Origin of the sequence: Sulfurimonas sp. NW9 (assembly GCF_051132275.1) — a bacterium.
GTDB lineage: Bacteria > Campylobacterota > Campylobacteria > Campylobacterales > Sulfurimonadaceae > Sulfurimonas > Sulfurimonas hydrogeniphila.
Map to the genome: position 1 here is coordinate 75846 of NZ_CP093236.1, position 21952 is coordinate 97797.

The 21952-nt window shown below is 40.2% G+C and carries 26 protein-coding genes; 5 read left to right on the forward strand and 21 right to left on the reverse strand.

Going from position 1 to position 21952, the window contains the following annotated elements; translation table 11 throughout:
* Window positions 1-82 precede the first annotated feature (82 nt).
* Window positions 83-1426, reverse strand: coding sequence for a methyl-accepting chemotaxis protein (locus MLC44_RS00440; protein WP_434657919.1), 1344 nt, complete (start codon window positions 1424-1426; stop codon window positions 83-85).
* Window positions 1395-1880, reverse strand: a complete 486-nt coding sequence (locus MLC44_RS00445) for a PAS domain-containing protein (protein ID WP_418640872.1) — start codon at window positions 1878-1880, stop codon at window positions 1395-1397. The genes MLC44_RS00440 and MLC44_RS00445 overlap by 32 nt, the downstream gene beginning before the upstream one ends.
* A 145-nt stretch (window positions 1881-2025) precedes the next feature.
* Between MLC44_RS00445 and MLC44_RS00450 the strand changes: the two genes are divergently transcribed.
* Entirely contained in the window at window positions 2026-3090 is a 1065-nt protein-coding gene (locus tag MLC44_RS00450; protein ID WP_434657922.1) for an MFS transporter, read from the forward strand.
* A 209-nt stretch (window positions 3091-3299) separates the two neighbouring features.
* On the opposite strand, the gene MLC44_RS00455 is transcribed toward MLC44_RS00450, so the two are convergent.
* On the reverse strand, window positions 3300-3623 hold the full coding sequence (locus MLC44_RS00455; RefSeq protein WP_346389106.1) for a DUF309 domain-containing protein: 324 nt from the start codon (window positions 3621-3623) through the stop codon (window positions 3300-3302).
* Entirely contained in the window at window positions 3607-3927 is a 321-nt protein-coding gene (locus tag MLC44_RS00460; RefSeq protein ID WP_434657925.1) for a hypothetical protein, read from the reverse strand. Before MLC44_RS00460 ends, MLC44_RS00455 begins: the two co-directional genes overlap by 17 nt.
* 334 nt (window positions 3928-4261) lie before the next feature.
* Between MLC44_RS00460 and MLC44_RS00465 the strand changes: the two genes are divergently transcribed.
* Complete coding sequence (locus tag MLC44_RS00465; protein ID WP_434657928.1) at window positions 4262-7057, forward strand: SUV3 C-terminal domain-containing protein; 2796 nt, start codon at window positions 4262-4264, stop codon at window positions 7055-7057.
* A 12-nt stretch (window positions 7058-7069) separates the two neighbouring features.
* Here the strand turns inward: MLC44_RS00465 and MLC44_RS00470 are convergent, their stop codons facing one another.
* From MLC44_RS00470 to MLC44_RS00480, 3 genes are all read right to left on the reverse strand, one after another.
* The gene (locus tag MLC44_RS00470; protein ID WP_434657931.1) at window positions 7070-8659 is read right to left on the reverse strand and encodes a methyl-accepting chemotaxis protein; all 1590 of its coding nucleotides are present in this window, start codon (window positions 8657-8659) and stop codon (window positions 7070-7072) included.
* A gap of 58 nt (window positions 8660-8717) precedes the next feature.
* Complete coding sequence (locus MLC44_RS00475) at window positions 8718-9275, reverse strand: hypothetical protein (protein ID WP_434657934.1); 558 nt, start codon at window positions 9273-9275, stop codon at window positions 8718-8720.
* 138 nt (window positions 9276-9413) lie between these two features.
* Complete coding sequence (locus MLC44_RS00480; RefSeq protein ID WP_434657937.1) at window positions 9414-9773, reverse strand: hypothetical protein; 360 nt, start codon at window positions 9771-9773, stop codon at window positions 9414-9416.
* Between the two features lie 125 nt (window positions 9774-9898).
* On the opposite strand from MLC44_RS00480, the gene MLC44_RS00485 reads away from it, so the two are divergent.
* Complete coding sequence (locus MLC44_RS00485; RefSeq protein WP_346389110.1) at window positions 9899-10645, forward strand: complement resistance protein TraT; 747 nt, start codon at window positions 9899-9901, stop codon at window positions 10643-10645.
* A gap of 55 nt (window positions 10646-10700) precedes the next feature.
* On the opposite strand, the gene MLC44_RS00490 is transcribed toward MLC44_RS00485, so the two are convergent.
* The 14 genes from MLC44_RS00490 to MLC44_RS00555 all read right to left on the reverse strand — a co-directional run bounded on the left by MLC44_RS00490 (window position 10701) and on the right by MLC44_RS00555 (window position 20305).
* Complete coding sequence (locus tag MLC44_RS00490; protein ID WP_151901394.1) at window positions 10701-10910, reverse strand: hypothetical protein; 210 nt, start codon at window positions 10908-10910, stop codon at window positions 10701-10703.
* A 58-nt stretch (window positions 10911-10968) separates the two neighbouring features.
* Window positions 10969-11682, reverse strand: a complete 714-nt coding sequence (locus MLC44_RS00495) for a carbonic anhydrase (RefSeq protein WP_418640878.1) — start codon at window positions 11680-11682, stop codon at window positions 10969-10971.
* 60 nt (window positions 11683-11742) lie between these two features.
* Window positions 11743-12321 carry a metallophosphoesterase family protein gene (locus tag MLC44_RS00500; RefSeq protein ID WP_434657940.1) on the reverse strand — a complete coding sequence of 193 codons (579 nt, stop codon included), beginning with the start codon at window positions 12319-12321 and terminating at the stop codon, window positions 11743-11745.
* On the reverse strand, window positions 12318-12584 hold the full coding sequence (locus MLC44_RS00505; protein ID WP_434657943.1) for a twin-arginine translocation signal domain-containing protein: 267 nt from the start codon (window positions 12582-12584) through the stop codon (window positions 12318-12320). The genes MLC44_RS00500 and MLC44_RS00505 overlap by 4 nt, the downstream gene beginning before the upstream one ends.
* Before the next feature lie 29 nt (window positions 12585-12613).
* Complete coding sequence (locus MLC44_RS00510; protein WP_151901391.1) at window positions 12614-12892, reverse strand: P-II family nitrogen regulator; 279 nt, start codon at window positions 12890-12892, stop codon at window positions 12614-12616.
* 3 nt (window positions 12893-12895) lie between these two features.
* Window positions 12896-13873, reverse strand: a complete 978-nt coding sequence (locus tag MLC44_RS00515) for a sodium-dependent bicarbonate transport family permease (protein WP_434657946.1) — start codon at window positions 13871-13873, stop codon at window positions 12896-12898.
* 136 nt (window positions 13874-14009) lie between these two features.
* Window positions 14010-15467: an NADP-dependent isocitrate dehydrogenase gene (locus MLC44_RS00520; protein ID WP_434637201.1), complete on the reverse strand. Its 1458-nt coding sequence runs from the start codon at window positions 15465-15467 to the stop codon at window positions 14010-14012.
* 254 nt (window positions 15468-15721) lie between these two features.
* Complete coding sequence (locus tag MLC44_RS00525) at window positions 15722-16285, reverse strand: AraC family transcriptional regulator (RefSeq protein ID WP_434657949.1); 564 nt, start codon at window positions 16283-16285, stop codon at window positions 15722-15724.
* Window positions 16282-16596, reverse strand: coding sequence for a helix-turn-helix domain-containing protein (locus MLC44_RS00530; RefSeq protein ID WP_434657951.1), 315 nt, complete (start codon window positions 16594-16596; stop codon window positions 16282-16284). The genes MLC44_RS00525 and MLC44_RS00530 overlap by 4 nt, the downstream gene beginning before the upstream one ends.
* A gap of 39 nt (window positions 16597-16635) precedes the next feature.
* The gene (gene cbiB, locus MLC44_RS00535; RefSeq protein ID WP_434657954.1) at window positions 16636-17481 is read right to left on the reverse strand and encodes an adenosylcobinamide-phosphate synthase CbiB; all 846 of its coding nucleotides are present in this window, start codon (window positions 17479-17481) and stop codon (window positions 16636-16638) included.
* Entirely contained in the window at window positions 17471-17626 is a 156-nt protein-coding gene (locus MLC44_RS00540) for a hypothetical protein (protein ID WP_434657956.1), read from the reverse strand. Before MLC44_RS00540 ends, cbiB begins: the two co-directional genes overlap by 11 nt.
* A complete protein-coding gene (locus tag MLC44_RS00545) occupies window positions 17571-18863 on the reverse strand; it encodes a cobyric acid synthase (RefSeq protein WP_434657959.1) in 1293 nt (430 codons plus the stop codon). The genes MLC44_RS00540 and MLC44_RS00545 overlap by 56 nt, the downstream gene beginning before the upstream one ends.
* A gap of 3 nt (window positions 18864-18866) precedes the next feature.
* The gene (locus MLC44_RS00550) at window positions 18867-19298 is read right to left on the reverse strand and encodes a thioredoxin family protein (protein ID WP_188109997.1); all 432 of its coding nucleotides are present in this window, start codon (window positions 19296-19298) and stop codon (window positions 18867-18869) included.
* A complete protein-coding gene (locus tag MLC44_RS00555) occupies window positions 19295-20305 on the reverse strand; it encodes an aminotransferase class I/II-fold pyridoxal phosphate-dependent enzyme (protein ID WP_434657962.1) in 1011 nt (336 codons plus the stop codon). Before MLC44_RS00555 ends, MLC44_RS00550 begins: the two co-directional genes overlap by 4 nt.
* 339 nt (window positions 20306-20644) lie before the next feature.
* Between MLC44_RS00555 and MLC44_RS00560 the strand changes: the two genes are divergently transcribed.
* Window positions 20645-21640 (forward strand): hypothetical protein, encoded by a 996-nt coding sequence (locus tag MLC44_RS00560; RefSeq protein ID WP_151901384.1) that lies wholly within the window; start codon window positions 20645-20647, stop codon window positions 21638-21640.
* A gap of 82 nt (window positions 21641-21722) precedes the next feature.
* On the forward strand, window positions 21723-21950 hold the full coding sequence (locus MLC44_RS00565; protein ID WP_223176105.1) for an HTH-like domain-containing protein: 228 nt from the start codon (window positions 21723-21725) through the stop codon (window positions 21948-21950).
* Window positions 21951-21952 lie beyond the last annotated feature (2 nt).

Here is a 21952-nt window from a genome sequence, read left to right on the forward strand (position 1 = left end):
TCATCGTATTCTTTTATCATGCGATCCAAGTCTTTGAAAAGCTCCAGTGAAGCGTCTTCCATTTTTTTGAAATTTTCCACTATTATCTTAGGATGATCTGCTTTGAGAACACTGTGTTCTTTGACAAAACCATGTTTTTAGCCACTGCATCATGCACAGTCGCATGCGGTGCATCCATTTTCTTAAAGGCAGAAGTGTTGCCAAAGCGCTCTTTGCCTGTACTGAAATACCATTGCCCCATTCTACAGTGTTTGTGATCCGGAAACTCTTTATTTGCATCTTCGTTGAGTACAGCTGAGTACGCATTTGATTTAAATAAAATATGGTCAACCTTGACAAGTGTGGTAAAGAGACGGTTTTGAATACCGATAGCTGTCGTGTGCGCTGCATTGGCAAGCTCGTTGAGTTCACTAAAGGTATTTTCAAACTCATGAATTACTTCGCTTGACTCCTGTGCTATGTTTGTAATCTCATCAGAGTTTGTTCGCATATCATTTGCCTCTTGCTGAAGAGTGGAAATGTTGATTTCTATCTCTGTGGTTGCTTTTTGGGTGCGTTCGGCAAGTTTTCTGACCTCATCGGCAACTACGGCAAAACCGCGTCCGTGCTCACCCGCACGGGCTGCTTCTATGGCTGCGTTGAGTGCAAGCAGGTTAGTCTGGTCTGCAATATCTTTGATGAGACCTACAACCTCTGAAATATCCCGTGAGCGCCCTTCAAGATTAACAATGCCTTCATGCGAAGAAGAAATGAGTTCCACAAGAGAGCCCAGTCTTTGTCCTATTTCAAGAACACTGTTAAGACTTCCCGAAGCTTTTTCTGCCGTTTGTTCAGAAACATGAACAATGTCTTCTGCTTCACCGGATGAAACAGTCAAATCTGTCTGGATGATAGAAAGTCCCTGTCCTATACCTCCGCCAAGTGTTGAAAACTTAGAAGAGAGTTCGGCCTGCAGTTTTCTTCTGTATCCGCTTGCGATTGCCTCTATGGCTGTATTGACTTGAGCGGCGGTAGTATGAAACAGCCCCTGCAGTCCTTGCGGATAGGTGTGTCTGTAGGTTTTTCCGGCTGATGCGCACTCTATCGTTGTTGCGATATCACGCATAAACGCTTCTACCTGGTCAAGCATATCGTTGAGCGCCCAGGCGATTTTAGCATCATGAGAGTTGTCATTTGGAATGTGTGTGATGCGTCCTTCGAGTTTTCCCTGCGCAGCCTGTACTAAAATCTCTTCGAGTTTGTCCATAACGGTTGAACTTTTTGAAGCTGTTTCTCCCGGAATAAAGAGCGCCACAATTGCTATAAACAAAACAAGCCCGCCTACAATGTAACTTGCACTCAGCAGGCTGTAGATACCAACGCCTAAAAGTGTTACAAAAAGCAATAAAGCCTGGTTATTTTTGAAGAGAGATGATATACTCATCATAGCTGACTCCTTCCTGGTTTAATAAATCTGTTAAAATTTTCATACTTGCGTCCATACCGCCGCTTCTTTCTGCCTGAAGCATCTGTGCATAGAGCGGTTTGATAATCTCAAGTGCTTCAGGGTTTGGCTTTCTTCTTACAGAGTAGTATCCTACGGTATTGCCGCGTTCATCCAAAGAGGGTGTGACATTGGCGTAGACCCAGTAGGAGTTATTGTTTTTTGTACTGTTGATGACATAGGCAAAAATCTCTTCTTTTGCCTGAACTCTATCCCATAAAAGTTTAAAAATTGCCTTTGGCATATCCGGATGACGGACAATGTTATGAGGTTTTCCGAGAAGTTCTTCTTCTGTATATTCCGCTAAGTCAATAAAGATCTTATTGACATAGGTCAGTCGACCTTTTGTATCTGTTTTAGAGACAATAAAATCGTTTTCGCCTAATGTTCGTTCCATTTTAGCTCTCTCCTTTATTTGTTGAAAATATTGTAGCATATCTTTATTGGATTATTGCTATAATTTGTGATAAGGAAGTTTATGTTTGCTCTGTTATCTCTTTTTTACTATTTTTATTTTTCCATAGTGGGAATATATTATATTTTTGCCAAAAATTCTCAGCGGTGTCGGCTATGATGCAAGCGAGATAGGGATTATTTTTGCGGCATCTCCTTTGGTGCGTTTTATTCTGCCTTTTTTGTTTTTGCGTGGACTGACGCTCAATGCTGCTGTTTTTAAATTTTCATTATTGACAGTTATTGCAAGTACGCTCTCTTTTTATCTCTCCTTGGAACACTTTTATGCCTTGCTGCTTTCAAACATATTTCTTGGATTGGGTATGAGCCTGATGCTGCCTTTTGTGGAGGTTATCTCTTTGCATACCATCGGCAAAGAGCGTTACGGAAAAGTACGGCTTTTTGGTTCTGTGGGCTTTATCGTTGTTGCGCTTGTTCTGGTCAGGTTTTTAAGTTCGGCCTATGTTGCCTTGGACTTTTTGTTTGTTTTGAGCCTTTTGACTGCTTTTGTAGCCTATTTGGTGCTTTGCCGCGCGCCTGACACCAGCTATGTAAAAGAGAGAAGTATCTCTAATGATATAGATATCTTCAAAGACTGGCAACTCTGGGGCGGACTTGTTCTGGTGCAGATGAGCTTTGGCTCCTTTTATAACTTTTTTACCATTTATGAAACGGATCACGGTATCAGTTTGGATATGACAATCTATTTGTGGAGTTTTGGCGTACTTATTGAAGTGGGGATGTTTTTCTTTCAAGGGGGACTGTTGCAGGGAAATTTACTCAACCTGTTACGCTTTACGGCACTGGCAACGGTACTGCGTTGGTTTTTAGTTTTTGCATTTCCTGAGAATTTGGCGATACTGTTTTTCTCCCAGGCCCTGCATGCTCTGAGTTTTGCACTCTTTCATACAGCCGCGATCAGCTATCTGTTTCAGCGCTACAGACACAAAAGTCTCTCTCAGCAGTTTTTTTCCGGAATAACTTACGGTTTTGGAGGACTCAGCGGAGCGCTTATTGCCGGATATGTGTATGAGTATTATCCGAAATATCTCTTTTTAACCTCAAGTCTGATGGCATTTGGAGCATTTTTGCTGTTTATGGCTGTAAGGCAGCACAAAGGGGAGCAGCTGTCCCGCCACGCTCGCCCGCACTGAAGTACGGGTTCCGAAAAAGCTGCACAGGCTCATCTTTGGAAGATACCGGAATCGGTACTTTAGTACCGACTGTTGCAACTTTCCTGCCACCCTCAGCCCGCACCGCAGAAAAAAATTTAGTTTTTCTCACAAGTCATGCTTTCGCATAGAAAGTACGGGTTCCGAAAAGCTGCACAGGCTAATCTCTGGAAGATACCGGAATCGGTACTTCAGTGCCGACTCTTAGGCTTTATAGTTTCCACAAGCCGTGAAAGCTGATAATAACTGTTTTGATATTGTGAGTTTATTTCAAAAAGAAAAGGTCTGTATTTGAGGTAATTTGCCCAGACCTTTTTGCTCTGTTTTTCCCTGCCTCGCTTTACCAGCTCAAAACTGACAGCGGCATTGATGAAGCCTTTGAGCAGTTTGACCTCTTTGTCTTTTTCGAAACGTCGGGGAAACCAGGCTGCTTCCAATGCTTCATGAGCATCATAATAACGCTCTTCTTCGAGGCATTTTATAAATTCGTTGATATGTTTATGCATCGTTTTCATCCAGTAGCATCATATTTTTTCTCCAGTATCCTCGACCGCCTTTAAGGGAAATACAGTGGTGATTCGGAAATTTTTCTTTGTACTCTTTGAGCCGATCAAGTGTCGCCTTGCCGGAATCGCAGTAAAAAACAAAGACACTCCCTTTGGGGTATTGTTTAAGTTCATAAGGATTGTAGGTTACTGTGTCTGCTTTTTCTATGGGTGCTAAAATAGTGTCAACAAGCACGACATCCACACCTTCTTGTTCCAGTTTTTTCTTATTTTGCAAAAACTCTTTTTGCGTCCATTCGTCAGGATAATTCATGCGGTCATTATATAACAGATTTTTTATATTTTATTGAAGCAGTAAGATTAGGCTTTTTTCGGAACCCGTACTTTCTATGCTAAAGCATGACTTAGAAAAAAACTAAATTTTTTTCTGCAGTGCGGGCTTTGTGTTTTCCTAAGGTACACTTTAGCGTTAAAACCTATTAAAAAAATTAATGCTTTCTCGGAATCGGTACTTCAGTGCCGACTGTTGCAACACTCCTGCCACTCTCAGCCCGCACTGAAGTACGGGTTCCGAAAATTCAGGAAGCAGTGCGGGCTGTCAGGCTTTTGAGCCATAAAGCTGCTAAACTTGTGTTATAATCTCTTTTATGGCAAGAAAAAATAAAAAAAACAGTAAAATTAACCAGAGAATTAGAAAATATTTTGATGATGACCCCTTTGATGTGGGGATTGAACGGGTGGAAGGTAAAACCCTCAGTGAGCTTTTTGCAACACTGGGCATATATGATATAGAGCATAACAAAACGCTGATGGTAAAAACACTCCGAATGATTTGGAGCGAGGCAGACAGCGGTATGCGCCATGATATATTGAACTTTTTTGAGAGTGACGGACGGGTGTACAAGTCTGAGAAGCCAAAAAAAGAAGTTGTTTTTGACAGAGAAGACAAAATTAACGCACTTTTGGAAGAACTTGATGTAAGCCAGGAAGAGGCCGTGCGTCTGCGAGAAGCCTATTTACATGTAAGAAGCAAAAAAATAACCATAGAAAAAATGGAATCATCTTTGCGTCATATCCGTTTTGAGATGAAAAAAGAGAGATTAGAACGTGAACTTGAGGGACTTTTTGATCTGGATGACTGCTTTGAATTTAATGCCTCGCTGAAGTACGAACTCTACGAACAGCATTTTCACAAGATTTTGACACTCAAAACAAAACCCTATGCGTATGAATACCTTGAAACAACGGATTTTGATGCGATTGTGCAAAAGATAGGTCAGGACAAAGTTACGGTTGTGGAACAAAAGCAGGAGAATATTAATAATTTTTTAAGCAATTTGAAATATCCGCATGCCTATTTGAGTACCAAGGAAATTTTAGATGCACTGCGGGCTTCGCCTCCAAAATCAAAAGTGAGCTATCCGCTGATATCACAGAAACTTTTAAAAAAAATTGTCAAGTCTAAAATAGAGGCCGAGGGAGTGGAACTGCATGAAGAAGAGGTGCTGATTCGTGTCAATGAGCAGCTTTGCCTCCCCTACAGTGAGCAGAAAATCTCTTATAAACTGGAGTTACATGTAGAGCTTGAAGGACTTTTAGAAGAGATATGGAACGCGAAAAGGTTTAATTTTGATGCTATTTTGGCAGAGGTCAAAAAAGAGCACGAAGATGAATTTTTACTCACCCTCGATGCTTTGGTAAAAGAGTGTGAAGAGTATGCCCAGCTTTTGCATTTTAGCCAAGAAGAGCTGCATGCGAGAGTCTATGAGTATCTTTTTGAACTGCTTCCTCAGACCTTGAATATAACGCCCAAAATTCACAGAAAAATAACACGGCGTTTTTTACACTCTATCCATGACGAACTGATTAAAAAACAGCGTGAAGCACTGCTTGCGCGGACTATTCGTGATTTTAAAAATCTCTTTCCCATTGCGCGCAGTATGCAGAGAAAACTTATACTGCACATCGGTCCTACAAACAGCGGCAAAACCTACGAGGCGATGGAGCATCTCAAAAAGGCAGATACAGGCTACTATCTGGCGCCTTTGCGGCTTCTGGCACTCGAAGGTTATGAAACGCTCAAAGCACAGGGCATTGAAAGCTCCCTAATTACCGGTGAGGAGCAAATCCTTGATGATGAAGCGACGCATATCAGTTCTACAATTGAGATGATGAATTATGATGTGGATGTGGATGTCTGTGTCATAGATGAAGTACAGATGATAGATGACCGTGACCGCGGCTGGGCATGGGCAAATGCCATTATAGGTGCGCCTGCAAAAGAGGTCATTATGACAGGTTCGCCAAATGTCAAAGAAGCGATTGTCGCTTTGGCAGAGTATCTGGGTGAAGAGCTGGAAATACGGGAGTTTGAGAGGAAAAATCCTTTGGAGCTTTTGGAAAAACCGACACATCCAAAAGATGTGGAGGCAGGCACGGCGATTATCGCTTTTAGTCGTAAAGATGTTCTGCGGCTGAAGCAGAATTTTTCCAAAGATTTTGAAGTGAGTGTTGTCTACGGCAATCTCTCGCCTGAGGTCAGACGGGAAGAGGCAAGGCGTTTTCGAGAAGGCGAAACGCAGGTACTTGTTGCCACCGATGCCATAGCGATGGGGATGAATCTGCCCATAAAAACGGTGCTTTTTTCAAAAGCCGAAAAATTTGACGGGATAATCCAACGCAGTCTCTTTCCTTCGGAGGTACAGCAGATTGCAGGAAGGGCAGGGCGTTACGGTTTGCATGAAAAGGGCTATGTCGGGGCTCTGCACGGGGATGCTTTACATGTAGTCAAGAAAAATTTCACCAAGCCGGCAAAAGAGATAAAAGTGCCCTTTAAAGTAATGGCAAATTTGGAACATATAAAACTTGTCAGTACGATTTTGGAAGAAAACTCTTTGGAAGAAATTTTGCGCTTTTTTATCAAAAATATGGTCTTTGACGGACCTTTTTATGCGGCTTCGCTTGATGATATGCTGGAGGCTTCCCGCATTGTTGACAGTTATGATCTGGATATTGCCACCAAGTACCATCTTGCCTGCGCGCCGCTGACGCTAAAATCAGCCTATATCATCAGTGCCTATGAGCGCTACATCAATGCTTTGGAGAAAAAAGAGCCGGTTTATTATCATGCGCCAAAACTGACAGGTTCGTATGCACAAACCTCCGAAGAGCTGTTGCGCGCTGAAGATATGGTCAAAGAGATTTCGCTGTATCTGTGGCTGAGTTACCGTTTTAATGACTACTTTGTAGATGAAAACAAGGCAAGAGCCTACAGGGGTGTTTTGAACAAATATATAGAAGAGACACTCAGGCAGACACAGCTGAGTCAAAGCTGCAAGCTCTGTGGCACGGTTTTGCCGGTAAATTCCAAGTACAGTATCTGCCAGTCGTGTTTTAAAAAGAACTATGTGCACAAAAGAGGGCACCGGCGTTTGCCGCGTTAGAGAGTTCTGTCCTTAGCTTTTAAATTCGTCGATAGTTTTTTGTAAAGAAGAGGCAACCTGCACGAGTTTTTGCAAATCATTTTCAATGCTTACAACACTGGTGCCGTTGGCTGTTGAGAGTGTTTCGATTTTTTCTATGTAGGTGATGATCTCCTGAATATTCTGCGACATTTTTTCACTGTCTTCTTTTGATTTGTTTGCCATCTGTGTGGAGATTTGCATCGCTTGCGACGTTGTTGTGATTTTTTGTTCCACATCATCAGATATATTGACAAGGGCTTCTATGTTTTGTGCATTGATTGTCATCTTGTCACTGACGTCATTGATAGCCTGTACAATGGTACTGACGCTGATGTCTACCTCTGAGAGACTCTTTTGTGTTCGTTCTGCGAGTTTTCTGACTTCATCGGCAACCACGGCAAATCCTCGCCCGTGTTCTCCTGCGCGTGCCGCTTCTATGGCAGCGTTGAGAGCTAAAAGGTTTGTCTGCTCGGCTATCTCTTTGATGACATTGAGGACGTCCTTGACCTGGTCGGCATCATTTTTAAGGACTAAAAGTTCGCTTGAGAGTTCGTTTTCACTCTCTACAAAATGTTCTACTTCACTGTTGAGTTTTGCCAAAGAGCTGTGTGCCTCTTCGAGTTCTTTTTCGGCATTGAGGATGGTTTCCTGGGTAACAGTGGCTGCCTCTATGGTCTCATCTAAAATAGTTTGGATATCTTCTGTTTTTTTGCTTGTTTTGGAAACAATCTCTCTCTCCTGCTGTACGCCTTTTCGTATGACGTGGGAGGAGATCTCAATTTCAGAGGCTATTTCATTGTTTTGTTCGCCGAGTGATTTCACCTCATTTACTGTAGATTGAATCATTTCTATAAAATGATTTACTTCATTGGCTGTCTCTCCGAATTCATTGCCTTTTTTGTAGGCAAGACGTTTTGTTAAATCTTTGTTCCCGCGCACAAGATCTGCAATTCTCTCTTTGAGGTTGTTCAGCGGTGTAAAAATTTCACGGCTGAAAAAGAGCAGGGCAACCATACTAAATGCAATACTGCCCAGAATCAAAGAGATGACAAGTGTTGTGTTCGTCTGTGCAATATCTTCATCATTTTTATCCAGTGATATCGTCAAATCCATGGCACCGAGTGCATAACCGACTTCTGCATTATAGTGGCACTGCAGGCATCTTTTTTCGGCTATCATAGGTTTAATCATGCGGATAATATGGTGCCCGTTTTCATTCTTTTCGATAATTTTTGTCTCTTTGTTTTGCAATACATCTTGCACAAGAGGGTCGGCCGTATATGTTTCATCTGGTGCATAAACTTCCATAACAGCTTTTGACTTTGCAATTTTCAAGTCCTCTATGCCGTCAATGCCTTTTGCACTCTCAAAAGCAGTCTGAACCACTTCCGGGTCTCCCATCATCATGCTTGTTGTCATCGTCTGAAAGATGGACTGACTGAGCATTTTCAAAGATTTTTTTGCGGTAGTATCTGAAAGGCTGTGCAGTGTAAAGGAGAGATAATAAGACATTCCGATAAGCCCGAGAACACTTAAGGCAACAATGGAGACAATGACTTTTGACCTTACTGATGCAAACATGAAAAAATCCTAAGAGTAAAAAATTTAAGTATTATAACGTAATAAAACCTTTGCAGAATTACATACTATAGATTAAATACTCAATCTGCTCCAAAAGTTCCTGATTTTGTATGTTGCTTTGCACGGCGTACGCAAGAGAAGCCCCGGCACCTACGCCCTCTTTCGCTTCGCCCTCGTCATACTTTTTGAGTATGGGTATCTGGGTATTTGCAAAACTGAATGTAGTGTAAACGGCATGTGGTGCATAGCTTAACTGCTCTAAAATATGGGCAATATCGGAATTTTTGTCTTGTGCGACCCACTGCGTGGTTGCAAGGGTAATGTTGTCATGCTTTACACGCATCAAAACATCTTCCTTGAGTTTGTCGGCGATTAACAGACAGGCTGCCATCTGTGTTCCGCCGGCTAAAACGATTTGAAATCTTTTTGAGGCTTCAAGCAAAAATCCGGCACAAAAAAGCAGCATATTGTCACTTACGATACCCAGTTTTTCAAAATTGTTCATATCATTGTCAAGCAAAGAGAGGGCTTTGTTTATCGTTTGTGTTTTAATATCATCGGGTACATGTAGGAAACTTGAGGAAAAGTCATCGGCGCAGTCAAAGCCAAGTGCCAAAGCCGAAGCAGTCGCTGTGTTGTTGTCCCGCGGGTGTACTCTCTCCTAAAATAAGATAATTTCCTTTAAGCTCATAGGACTTTCCAAACTGCATCCCTTTTGCGAATATCTCTTTTGCATTGATACCGGCACCTTTGTCTATTGCCTCGGAGGGGTGGATGTCAAAATGGTGTTGATACAGTTTTTAGGCTGGGAAACAAGACCCAGATCCAAAATCTCTATAGTGCTAAAAGGTGTCAGATTGTGAACTGCACGGGTAATAAGTGCAGGGGTAGGGACACCTGTCGGTGTTTCGGCAAGTTCGCCCAAAGAGAAAACTTTTTCATGACTTATATATTCGGCGTCAAGTGTAGGGGTAAGCGGAATCATCCCCGGAATCCCGGCCTGGGTAATGTTGTCTATCTCGCATGTCTTTGTGACACTTGCGGCAAGTAAAAAATCGGCTTTTCCTTCAGGAAATGTATCAATGGTGTTTGTCAGTATGTTATATGTTTGCATTATAAGAATCTTTTTTCTAATTGTAACAAAAATTACAAATATTTTCTTTTGTTTCAATATAATTTGGATAGTTTAAGTTTTTAGTGTTAGAATAAAACTTATTTTAATGACAGGAGCATAGTTATATGTTGAAAAAAAGTGTTATCATAGCGTCGTTGATGGCGTTGGTTTTAGTTGGGTTTAGTGGTTGTAGTGCGATGAAAACTGCCGTGAAGAAGAGAAATCTTGATGTACAAACAAAAATGTCTGAAACTGTGTTTTTGGAGCCTGTGAGCCCGGAAGAAAAGGTTATTTATTTTGATATGAGAAATACTTCTGACAAACAGGTCGATGTTAAGAATGTAATCGCTAACGAGTTTAGAGCCAAAGGCTATAAAATAACAAATGATCCTAAAAAAGCAACATATATGCTTCAGGGAAACATTTTAAAAGTCGGTAAAAGTGACTTGAGAGAAGCAAAAGCTATGATGGGTTCTAGTTTTGGTGCTGCATTGACCGGCGGTGCTTTAGGTGCTGCAACATCATACTCATTAGGTGGCGGCGGACGTACAAGTGCTGCTGTAGGTTTGGCAGGTGCTGCTCTTGGTTTTCTTGGGGATGCTCTAGTTGAAGATACTGTGTATGTTATGGTCACTGATTTACAAATTCGTGAGAGACCGCTTGACGGAGAAGTTGTCACACAGACACAACAGGCATCTTTGGCACAGGGAAGTTCTACAAAAGTACAACAGGATATCAAAGGCGGAAAAGTAAAATGGAAAACTTACCGTACACGTATCATCTCTACTGCAAACAAAATGAATTTAAAATTTGACGAAGCACGTCCGGTTCTTGAAAAAGCGCTTGCTCGTTCAATCGCAGGTGTATTTTAACAAAATTAGAAAGGGCAGTTTAAAAACTGTTCTTTCTGCTCCGTTTATAAACTCTCTAGTCAATATCCACACCCTCCCAGAACTCGTCATAATCAAGATTAGTCAGTGCATTTTCATCTGCAAGGTTCTTCTCCAATAGTTTTTTTTGCTGTTCTTCAAAGTAGAGTTCCAAGGCTTCATTGATAAGTGTGCTTTCATCTTTTTTAAGGATCTGTGTAAATGTTTCCAGGTTTTGTAAGTTGTAGTCGTTAATAGTTATCTGCATAAAATATTTTAGCCAAATTTAGCAAAATTTGCTAATTTCGGCTAAATGTCTGCAGGTTTTATTTTGTTTGGACAACTCTTTTGTTAAGAGGCTGTGTCGGTCTTTCGTTGTTTCTGTAGTATTTTCTTAAAGCATCCAGTTGTGATTTTGAAATATTGACAGTATCTTTGAAAATATACCACTCTACGCCCTCTGTACAGGGTGGTGTGGTAAATGAACCTTTGTAGTGATAGTAGTGATCCGTATCTTCAGGCAGCAAATCATTAGGATTTATGGCTATTTTGTGTTTTGCATGTAAAATCTTTTCTAAAGCAGGATTTTCTTCTCCGACTTCAAACATTACTGCCACAACTGCCACTGAACCGTCTTTTGCCATATGAACAAAGTGCGCGACTGCATTGTATCTTCTGCCGTCAATTGTATGCTCGCTCATGCCATGAAAATGAAACTGTTTTAGTTTGTAGTCTTTGCCGTGCAGTGAGATATAGCCTGCATCTACCGGGGTAACCTTTAGAGAGTGCCCGTTATCAACAACAGTGGAAATACCTTTGTAATCTTCGGAAAGTTCAATCGTGTAACTCTCGTCTAACTGCTGTGTATTTTCTGTTTCTATATTTATAGGGGACTGTTCTTTGCCTTTTTTGCAAGTTTCGCTGAAGTGTCCCCAGTCTTGCGGACCATGTTTTGCGTAGTCCCAATGTGCTTCAACACCTGCAAATGCAATTGTTGAACTCGCCATGAGTGTCAAAGCGATTGTAGAGAATTTTGTCATAAGCTGCCTTTTTTAATTTATATATTAATTATAAGGGTAGCTTACTTAATAGAGACTAAATCAGGCTGTATATATAAGTTTTTCATTGATTGTGTTTCCGCTCAGTTCAACATAACGCATCGGGTACATATCCAAGTCAAGCGGACGGACAAATCCGCGTGTGACAATAACCCTTGTCCCCTGAATCTCTTTGACAGAGTCTATATGTTTGTGTCCTGAAAGCGTCAAAATCAGGTTTGGATATTTAAAAAGTTTTTTTTGTACCTCTTGCGTGTTGTTCAGGACATATTTATGAATATCTTTTTCTTCTGTGCCGCCCCAGTAGTTTGTATAGGGATGGTGGTTGAGTATTACCGTCGGTTTGTTTTGGTCGAGAATTTTTTGGGCAAAAGCGATTGTCTCTTCTGTATAGGCTCCGTTGTTGTGGTTTTCTATACAGCTGTCAAGCCCTAAAATATTGTAGCCTTTTGTTTGCAGCAGCCAGTCTTTCCCCTCTACATGTAACTCTTTCGCACTGCAGAACATGTTTTTAAATGCTTCAAGATTAATCTGTTTGTCGCCGCTCGGAAAAGATTCTTTGTTTCCTCTTACCGTGTAGTATGGGCAGTGAAGCGTATCGGCAATCTCTTTGAACTTCAAAGCATCACTGTCTTGGGCGCATTGTTGTTGAAGTTGTCACCGCCAAAGAGAACAAAATCCAAATCTTTGTAGTTTGTGTTGATAAAGTCAGCCATCAGCTGCATCGCTTCGACACTGTCACTGTCGCTCAAATCCATATGCGAATCGGTTACATGTATAAACTTCAGTGTTTTTTTCGAATCTGTCTGGGTGCCGGCCATTAAAGGCATGGCACCGGCGACTACTGCACTCTTTAAAAAGTTTCTTCGTGATATTTGTGACATTGTTTTTCCCTTCTTTGTTTAAATACTCTCTACAGTAATGTAGCATCACTGACAATACATTTTCCCCCGTATGTCTCCAAAAACTTTTTAAGATCTTTTTGCATGTTCTCCAGCAGTTCTTTTTTACACACGCTGAAGACCAGGATATTGCTCAGTACATCCGAGACATCATCTGCTGTCTGAAAACCGTGACCCCCGTAGCCTTCTACATCTTTGATGACAGTATATCCGTCTACTTTGTGCTTTTTAAAAACTTTCAAGAGTCTCTTTATGTAAACAGACTCAATGATGACTTCGATTTTTTTCATCTTTTACCCCCAAAATGTTGTTATCATATAATAATACAACGGTATACCTAATGAAATATTGAATGGGAAGGTAACTGCCAGACTGAGCGGAAGATATATTCCCGGATTTGCTTCAGGTACAGAGAGTCTCATTGCTGCCGGAACAGCGATGTAAGAGGCACTCGCACTGAGCAGTGCCAAAAGAAAAGCATCCCCTTTTTCAATTCCGAAGAAATAGGCTACCGCTACAGCTACAGAGGCGTTGACCATCGGCATGATGAGTGCAAATCCTATCAAAAACAGACCCACTTTTTTCAGTTCATGAATTTTTCTTGCTGCAACAAGACCCATGTCAAGAAGGAAAAATGCAAGCATCCCTTTAAAGAGCGTTCCAAAAAGCGGCTCCATAGAGTGCCATCCTTTGTCTCCTGTCAATATCCCGATGGCAAGCGCGCCTATAAGCAAAAATACAGAAGGGTTTAAAAAAGCTTCCCGCAAAATTTCTTTTATACTTGTATTTTCATCTTCTGCGTCAGGACTTTTGGCAAAGAGTGCTGCAAAGACCAGACCTATAACAATAGCCGGAGACTCCATAAGCGCCATAGAAGCAACCATAAATCCGCCATGTGCAACACCTATGGTGTCAAGATAGGTAATCCCCGTAATAAAAGTAACAGCACTGATAGACCCAAAAGTTGCCGCAATGGCAATGGCATTGTAAACATCTATTTTCATTCTTAAGATAAAAAAGCTGTATACAGGAATAAGCATGGACATAACTACTGCAATAAGCAGTGCTTTAAAGATGTATGTGCTGAGTCCGCTTTGGGAAAGTTCATGTCCGCCGTGCAAACCAATTGCTATAAGCAAATAAAGAGAAAACAGTTTAGGTAATGGCTGCGGAATAGTTAAATCAGATTTTAAGAAAATGGCCAGCATTCCTAAAAAAAAGAATAAAACAGGCGGATTTAACATGTTTTGTAAAATTATATCGATATTCATTTTTTAAACTCCTATTGCATAAAGGCGGTATTAATTCGATTCAGATTTTTATCTGTAGTGTAGCGAAACAAACCTTTATCTTTATGTGGTATTTCCCTCCTTTTCCCCTAAAAAAGGAGGGATAAAGGTATGGTTTTTATTCGCCTTGTCCTAAAGAGTATGCGCGTTCACCGTTAAGCATATAAAGGTTTTCAGTTTTGATAACCTCTATGCCTGCTGCATCAATTCTGTTCATCATATCTGTAATATCACTGTTACTTATGATATCCCCTTGGTTTTTAGCATAGTATCTGCATCTCCAGTGGTCTGTCAGGAAAGTTTCCGGGTGACCGTTCGGGTAGACCTTCTGACCACGGTTAGAGATCATTTTGAGTGCCATACCTGTATCTTTTGCCAGTTCAACCAGTTTGTCACCGATAGTATTTGCATCACAGTCATCTCTTGTAAAGATATCCACACCGATAAGATCCATTTTTTCAGTTCTTACATTTGACAGAACAGGTTTTTTGATTTGAATCGCTTTGTCATATCTTACAGGAGCAAGTGTTGATGGCTCCTGTCCCAGTCTTTCAATGACAGCATCAGCGAACTCTTTTGTTCCGACTTCAGTATGTTCTTTGCCCTGTGCTTTGAGTTTTCTGGCAAGATCGTATGTCACAATACCGTCTTCAATGGTTTTCAACCAGGCATTGTGTACTTTTTGAGCTACTTCAGGCTGTCCTACCTGTACCATCATCATCACACCAGAGAGTAAAAGACCTGACGGATTTGCTTTGTTCTTTCCGGCATGACGCGGTGCAGAACCGTGAATTGCTTCATACATTGCTATATCGGCACCAACATTCGCACCCGGTGCAATCCCGACAGAACCAGTCATAAGTCCAAGTATATCTGTTGCAACATCTCCGTAAAGGTTAGGCATTAACACCATGTCGAAATCTTCAGGCGCATCAACAAGTTTTGCCATACCGATGTCTATAATCCAGTCATCCGCCTGAATTTCAGGGTATTTTTTGGCAGTTTCGTAAAATACTTTTACAAAAAGACCATCTGTTATTTTCATGATGTTGTCTTTGATCATACATGTAATTCTTTTTCTGCCGTATGCTTTGGCATATTCAAATGCGTACTGGCATATTTTTTCACAACCCGGTCTTGTAATGATTTTAAGACACTGTGTTACTTCCGGTGTTTGCTGGTGCTCTATCCCTGCATATAAATCTTCTTCATTCTCACGAATAGTGACAACATTCATACCCGGGTATCTTGAAGGTATAAACGGATCATAAGAGATAGCCGGACGAACATTCGCATACAAACCAAGTGTTTTGCGGATAGTTACATTTAAACTTTTGTATCCGCCTCCCTGAGGTGTTGTAATAGGTGCCTTGAAAAGCACTTTGTTCTTTTTGATAGACTCCCATGCTTCATCAGTAATTCCTGAAGTATTTCCTGCAAGGTATACTTTCTCTCCAACATCAATGTGTTCCCACTCTACATCTGCGCCGGCAGCATCAAGTACTCTGATGCTTGCATCCATAATCTCAGGACCGATTCCGTCCCCGCGTGCCACTGTAATAGTTCTTTTTGCCATTTTAATTCTCCTTAATAAAATCCTTCATAATATTTGAGAAATCATCATTTTGATAATGATTTCCACCTACATTTGAAAACATGCCGGTATTTTAATAAAAATAAAAGATTAAGTCTTTACAGGTTTTATTGTTAAAATTATCTATTTTTAATCTATTTATACACGAATATTATTTAAATATCTTCAATTTTTATTCAGAATTTTGCTTTTGAAAAACAAAGTATTCTGAATGTACCTGTTTTAAAGGGTTTGTGTTAAAACTTGATTGAGAGGTAAAAGCTTAAATCGAAATGATTGTCATCAGAGAGATATTTGTTCTTTTTGTAGATTGCGTAGGGTGGTTGGGTCGTTGTTTCGTATTCGCTGTTTGGAAGCCATTCTGTGTAAACCCAGTATAAAAAGTGTAAAAAATCTCCATCGGCACCGGTAATGTCAAATTTGGCATAGACACCTTTTGCAATGTTGAGTTTTGGTAGTCTTTCATAATCAATTTTGCTTTTATCATTGACTTTTATGCAGGCGACATACTGGCACTCTTCAAGGTGTGTGACCGTAGGGTTGTCATGAAAAAGGGCAATATGCTCGTAGTCTTTGATATTGTTGCTGTAGGTCCATGTCTGCACTTTCTGCCAGGTTTGTTTGATTTGGTCATTGTAGCCGTTGTGTCGCATATAGTAAACTTCGATTTGTGGCATATTGACTATAGTTGCTTCAATGTTATTATAGTTTGCATTGGAGGCGATTGCTTTTTTTGATTCTGCAAGAATAGTTTGGGAGTACTCTTTGTGTCCGCCTTTTTTCCATGCCGTAGGAGTCATGGAAAATCTCTCTTTAAAAACACGATGAAAGAGGTCTGTGAGCTGTATCCGCACAAAGCGGCTATCTGGGTGATAGTGGAATATTTGTTTGTCAGCAGCAAAGAAGAGGCTTTTTGCAACCTGATAGATTTGATGCTTTCATAAATATTTCTTCCGAAAACCTCTTTGTAGATCTTGTGCATATAGACTTTGCTGATGTTAAACTGCTGGGCCAGCTCATCCATATTGATGTCGGTATCAATATGTGTATATATATAGAAGAGTATATCATTTGATATCTGTGTTTTTTTATTGAGTGTTTCTCGCTTCATGATGTAAATTATAGCAAAAATTACTGTGAATGATTTGCTTTAGAGAAGTTTCAATGCATTTTGCACATCTGTTTTTTCTATTTTTGTTTTGCCTTCGCCAAAATGTGCTTTTTTCTTGAGTTTGCCAAAATAATATGTGTCTCCGCCAAGCTTTACATGTAAAGCCAGTGCCATGGCAGTGATGGGATGTCCTGCATTGGGGCTCTCGTGCTTTTTTCCGTCTGCATAAAAGGCAAAAATGTTTTTCTGTTTTGCAAGGAACATAATGAGCAGTGCTGTCAGCCTTGAGGGAATGAAGTTTGCGATATCGTCAAGTTTTGCCGCACATTTTCCGAATTTTTCATACTTTTCATTTCTGTAGCCGACCATAGAGTCCATGGTGTTAACGGCTTTGTAAATGACAATGCCCGGCAGATTAAACAGCAGCAGATAAAAGAGCGGGGCGACAACGCCGTCACTCAGATTTTCGGCATAGGTCTCAATCGCTGCCTTATAGACATCACTTTCACTCATCTCCTGCGTGTCGCGTGATACCAGCATGGCAATAGCTTCTTTTTTGTTCTTTACATGTAAGACATTCCGTACAGAGTCTCGCAGCATCTTATGGGCGATAAACATGGAGGCAATAAAGGAGCTGATGAGAATGTTTACAAAGGTGTTGAAAAGCTGCAGATAGAGGTAGAGTGAAAGAGTGAAAAAACTCACAGTTCCCAGCACAAACAGAACTAACAAACAGCCGCGTGTTACAGAGTCCTTGTAAAATTTTTCCTCAAAAAAAGTGATAATCTCGCCTATAACGATTACAGGATGTTTTATGAAGGAGAACTCCCCGAATTTTCTGTCGATGAGGTAGGCAAAGAGTGCGATGAAAATATTATGTATCATCCAGTGCCTTGTGGATAGCGTCTATGTTTACATGTAAAGCGATATGCTCGGCAAAGTCGGCAATGGTCTCTTTTTTAAATGCTTTAAAATTATAACCTTTGTACTTTTTGTTGAGTCTGTGAAAAATCTTTATAGCGAAAGGCATCGCTTTCAAAAAGCCCGTGAACAAAGGTGCCGTAGAGGTTTTTCTTTTTTTTGGCACGTTTTTTGGCGACAGCGTTGTGAATCTCATATCCTTTTACCATAACGCCTTGGAGGTTATAACAGCCTTTTTGTACAATTTTTTCTTTTTGAAAAACAACATCTCCTTTAAAACGTCCAAATCCCTGTGTCACTTCTTTTTCTGATTCTATATGCTCGGGGTCAAGAATTTGCTCAAACAGCATCTCATAACCTCCGCAGATCGCTATGACGTGTCTGTGTTTATCGCCTAAGAGAGTTTCAAAACCGCGTTTTTTCAGCCAAAGCAAATCATCGACAACCCGCTTGCTTCCGGGAATGATGAGCAGATCATAATGTTTTGCTTCATTCACACTCTCAATAAAGTTCAGCTCAATTTCCGCATCCGCAACAAGAGGCTCAAAATCGGTAAAGTTACTGATGTGCGGAAGTTTGACAACACCGACTTTTATGATGGATTTGGAAGTGTCCTGTGTGTAGCCCATCAGTGAAGCAGAGTCTTCAAAGCCGAGATTAAAGGGTTTAAAAGGAACGACACCTAAAACTTTGATGCCAAAATCTTTCTCAATGATTTGGACCCCCTCATCAAACAAAGACATGTCACCCTGAAATTTATTGACAATTACACCGATGACATTTTTACGCAGTTTTTTCGGCAAAAGATTGTAAACTCCGTAAATGGAGGCAAAAACACCGCCTCTTTGAATGTCTGCGACAAGTACTATCTTTGTTTGAAATTCCTGGGCTACATAGATGTTTGAGAGGTCTTTGCTCATCAGATTGAGCTCAACCGGACTGCCCGCCCCCTCGGCAATGATACAGTCATACTCTTTTTGCAAAGAAGCAAATGCTTTTTTGACGATGGGTTTGAGCCGGTTTATGTCTTTGTAATAGCTCCAGACATCCGTATCGCCGACACTTTTACCGTTGATAATCATGTGGGCTCTGCTCGCTCCGCCTGATTTTAAGAGTATGGGATTAAAAAGAGGGGTAGTTTTGAGCCCGATAGATTCGGCAGCAAAGGCCTGAGGAATGGCTATTTCACCGTTGTCAATGTCGGTAACAAGCGAATTGTTCGAGACATTCTGTGCTTTGAAAGGGGCTACATGTAAACCTCTGTGATGTAAAAGATAGGTCAGGGCAAAGGCAAGTGTTGATTTGCCCGCATCACTGCTGGTGCCGAATATGCTCAGAGAGTGCATAGCTTATTTGCGCCACAGCATTTGCAGTGTATCGAGTTCTTGAAGAAAGCTGTCTGCTTTGACATAGCCGTTAACAATAAGCAGTGTTTTTTGCGTAGCAGGGTCAACGAAAAAGATACGGGGGCTAAAGGGTGCTGGAAATTTTTCGGCAGGGTATTCTCCCTCATCAAAATTCTTATATACAAGCACAACAACCACTTCTTTGTTTAAGCGTTTATGCACTGTCGGATTGGTAAAAGTGCGGTCTTCGAGACGGTCGCACCAGGGACATTCTGCTTTGGTCACGACAAGCATCAGGGGACGCTGCTCTTTTTTTGCTTTGGCAAGGGCTGCGTAATAATCGCGTTGAAAGCCCATTTTCTGGGCGTATTCGTCCAAATCAGCGCGAGCGAAAAGGCTAAAGGCTACGAGTAGCAGGCTAAGTATAATTTTCATTGGTTTTCTCCTGGGTAAGTTGTAAGTGCATTTTGCAGCGCTGTATGTGATTGTTTGTCTTTTACGGCAAAGCGAAGCCATCTGTCTGTAAGATAATCAAAACTGCCGCAGGTTCTGACGAGTATCTTCTGTCTGAGCAGATGAGAAAAAATTTCTTCCGCCTGTGATGATTGTGTCAGAATGAAGTTTGCATCACTTTGGACAATCTGTTCAAAAAGTCCGCATTTTTTTAGAATATCAAGCAGTTCCTGTTTTTGTATCGTATGCAGTTGGCGGCTTTTTTCTTTAAAAGTTTTATCGCCAAGACGTTTTTGCAAAAATGCCGCATCGAGTGAAGAGATATTCCAAAGCGGCGGATGTAATTTTGTGATATTTTTTTTGTTTGAAAAAACAGCACCGATCCGCACCCCTGCACAGCTGTAAAACTTGGAAAATGACTGAACGATATAGAGTTTTTTATAGTTTTGAATCATCTGCCGCAAAGAGGGATGACTCTCAAACTCCAAAAAGCTTTCGTCCAAAATAACGGTACATTTTTGCTTTTTCCAGTAAGCAAAAAGTGTTGCAAGTTCGTAAAAACTCCCTTCAGGCGTAGAGGGGTTGACAAAAACAACAATGGACTTTTTTGCAACGGTTGCGTCGATATTCTCAATTCGGTTGATTTTGTAAACATTTTTTTTGCTTTGGAGGGCTGCTTTTTCATATTCGCCGTACAGAGGCGCATACAAAGTGACCTTTTTTTGTTTTAATGCCTCAAACAAAGCATAAACAGCGGCAGTCGCCCCGTTATACAAAGAAATTTGTGATTTTTTCAGACCATAATTGTGTGCAATGGCCGTTTTGAGTGTTGTGTAATTGCTTTGGGCATATTTTGTAATGGTACTATTGGTTACATGTAAAGCACTCTGGGGTTGATAAAGATTGATGTTTGATGAAAAGTCTATAATCTCATCACTCCTGCATCCGAGTTTTTTTGCATATTTATATATATTGGCACCGTGTTTCATACGCGGATTTTACCAAAAGTTTACTAACTTTACTTGGTTTGAAAGAAAAACTTTAAGCGACATTTTGTGTGTTATGTACGAAAATTAACAAATAACACACATTTATATTGACAGTTAATTGTGTGATTTAAGGTTGTTCTACCTATAATGTGCGTTAATAAATAGTTATCCGCTCACTGCGTGACCGGATAACGGGGGCGCGGGTTGAACACCCGCTAGTCATCTGTCGCACAGCGCCAGATAACAAGCGGGAGGAATGAGCAACAACATCAGAAAATAAATTTTCAGATGTCGCCGTCATTCACCCGCGCCCCCGTTAACTTACTAAAAGGAACTTACATGGCAATATTCGATTTCGATACTATAAATAATAATTTAGAAAAAATTGATAGAACGAGCTTTCAAGTTGAAAATATACTTGAAAGAACGAATCTTCAAGATGCATTGAAAAAACAAATTGATATTATTGCTCCTGATTGTCTTGTTATTTCAGAAGAATTTTCCGAATGGGATGGAAGCAAAAGGAGAATAGATTTATTAGCTATTGATAAAGAAGCTAATTTAGTTGTTATTGAATTAAAAAGAGATGAAACTGGTGAACATATGGAACTTCAAGCAATTAGATATGCTTCAATGGTTTCAACATTGACATTTTCAAGAACTGTAAAAATTTATCAAAAATATTTAGATAAATCAAACATATCAGAAGATGCAGAAAACAATCTTTTAAAATTTTTAGAATGGGATGAAAACCAAGCTGATGATTTTGCATTAGATGTAAAAATAATTTTAGTTTCTTCAAATTTTTCAAAAGAAATTACAACATCTGTGATGTGGTTAAATGAAAGAAATATTGATATCAAATGTATAAGGCTTGTTCCCTATAAACTTAATGAAAAAGTTTTAATTGATGTACAACAGATAATCCCTTTGCCTGAAGCTGAAAACTATCAAATTCAAATTAAGCAACAAGTTTCACAAAGACGAGAAGCAAGACAGACAGATAAGGACTATACAAACTATAAATTTCAAGGTGAAATTTACAATAAAAGAAAGTTAGTCCTTGCTGTAATGAAAAAATATTTTGAAGACAATACGCCAAATGATATTGAAGACTTTAGAAAAAACTTTTCAAACCAAAGACTATTTGCACCTCTACAAGATGCAATTGAGAAAGCGAATAAACATGGACAACCAAGACACTTCTTGAAAGATGGAGAGCCTGTAACAATTGGAAATGAAGAATATGCTATTTCAAATCAATGGGGAGTTGGAAACATAGAAGACTTTGTTAACGACATGCGAAAGCTAGGATATCAGATTGACGAAAGTTAACAAGTACGAGGAACGCAATAATTTACCCTAACGGGAAAATTATCGCTCACGACAAACGTTATCTTACACAAGGAACCTCAAAATGACAAAACAAGATTTAGCATCAGCATTAAAAAGAATGTATGAAAATAATTTAGATGATGGGCCAACAATGATAAGACTTTTTGGAATTCAATATTCAGAAGAGTTAAAAAACTGTAATGCTTCAAATAAAGAAATTATTGAAATATCGGGCATTGATAAAGGCCCTTCATATCAAGCAGAGATTAGCAAAGGTATTAAACTAGCTAAATATGTTCAAATCAAATAGTC

What these genes read in the sequence shown, in the direction of transcription:
- MLC44_RS00445 (WP_418640872.1), bottom strand. Translation starts at nt 1,880, where the DNA reads ATGGAACGAACATTAGGCGAAAACGATTTTATTGTCTCTAAAACAGAT.
- MLC44_RS00465 (WP_434657928.1), top strand. Translation starts at nt 4,262, where the DNA reads ATGGCAAGAAAAAATAAAAAAAACAGTAAAATTAACCAGAGAATTAGA.
- MLC44_RS00470 (WP_434657931.1), bottom strand. Translation starts at nt 8,659, where the DNA reads ATGTTTGCATCAGTAAGGTCAAAAGTCATTGTCTCCATTGTTGCCTTA.
- MLC44_RS00540 (WP_434657956.1), bottom strand. Translation starts at nt 17,626, where the DNA reads ATGCCTTTCGCTATAAAGATTTTTCACAGACTCAACAAAAAGTACAAA.
- cbiB (WP_434657954.1), bottom strand. Translation starts at nt 17,481, where the DNA reads ATGATACATAATATTTTCATCGCACTCTTTGCCTACCTCATCGACAGA.
- MLC44_RS00565 (WP_223176105.1), top strand. Translation starts at nt 21,723, where the DNA reads ATGACAAAACAAGATTTAGCATCAGCATTAAAAAGAATGTATGAAAAT.
- MLC44_RS00515 (WP_434657946.1), bottom strand. Translation starts at nt 13,873, where the DNA reads ATGAATATCGATATAATTTTACAAAACATGTTAAATCCGCCTGTTTTA.
- MLC44_RS00510 (WP_151901391.1), bottom strand. Translation starts at nt 12,892, where the DNA reads ATGAAAAAAATCGAAGTCATCATTGAGTCTGTTTACATAAAGAGACTC.
- MLC44_RS00505 (WP_434657943.1), bottom strand. Translation starts at nt 12,584, where the DNA reads ATGTCACAAATATCACGAAGAAACTTTTTAAAGAGTGCAGTAGTCGCC.
- MLC44_RS00490 (WP_151901394.1), bottom strand. Translation starts at nt 10,910, where the DNA reads ATGCAGATAACTATTAACGACTACAACTTACAAAACCTGGAAACATTT.
- MLC44_RS00530 (WP_434657951.1), bottom strand. Translation starts at nt 16,596, where the DNA reads ATGAAGCGAGAAACACTCAATAAAAAAACACAGATATCAAATGATATA.
- MLC44_RS00495 (WP_418640878.1), bottom strand. Translation starts at nt 11,682, where the DNA reads ATGACAAAATTCTCTACAATCGCTTTGACACTCATGGCGAGTTCAACA.
- MLC44_RS00545 (WP_434657959.1), bottom strand. Translation starts at nt 18,863, where the DNA reads ATGCACTCTCTGAGCATATTCGGCACCAGCAGTGATGCGGGCAAATCA.
- MLC44_RS00550 (WP_188109997.1), bottom strand. Translation starts at nt 19,298, where the DNA reads ATGAAAATTATACTTAGCCTGCTACTCGTAGCCTTTAGCCTTTTCGCT.
- MLC44_RS00460 (WP_434657925.1), bottom strand. Translation starts at nt 3,927, where the DNA reads ATGAATTATCCTGACGAATGGACGCAAAAAGAGTTTTTGCAAAATAAG.
- MLC44_RS00485 (WP_346389110.1), top strand. Translation starts at nt 9,899, where the DNA reads ATGTTGAAAAAAAGTGTTATCATAGCGTCGTTGATGGCGTTGGTTTTA.
- MLC44_RS00560 (WP_151901384.1), top strand. Translation starts at nt 20,645, where the DNA reads ATGGCAATATTCGATTTCGATACTATAAATAATAATTTAGAAAAAATT.
- MLC44_RS00480 (WP_434657937.1), bottom strand. Translation starts at nt 9,773, where the DNA reads ATGCAAACATATAACATACTGACAAACACCATTGATACATTTCCTGAA.
- MLC44_RS00555 (WP_434657962.1), bottom strand. Translation starts at nt 20,305, where the DNA reads ATGAAACACGGTGCCAATATATATAAATATGCAAAAAAACTCGGATGC.
- MLC44_RS00520 (WP_434637201.1), bottom strand. Translation starts at nt 15,467, where the DNA reads ATGGCAAAAAGAACTATTACAGTGGCACGCGGGGACGGAATCGGTCCT.
- MLC44_RS00455 (WP_346389106.1), bottom strand. Translation starts at nt 3,623, where the DNA reads ATGAAAACGATGCATAAACATATCAACGAATTTATAAAATGCCTCGAA.
- MLC44_RS00525 (WP_434657949.1), bottom strand. Translation starts at nt 16,285, where the DNA reads ATGACTCCTACGGCATGGAAAAAAGGCGGACACAAAGAGTACTCCCAA.
- MLC44_RS00440 (WP_434657919.1), bottom strand. Translation starts at nt 1,426, where the DNA reads ATGATGAGTATATCATCTCTCTTCAAAAATAACCAGGCTTTATTGCTT.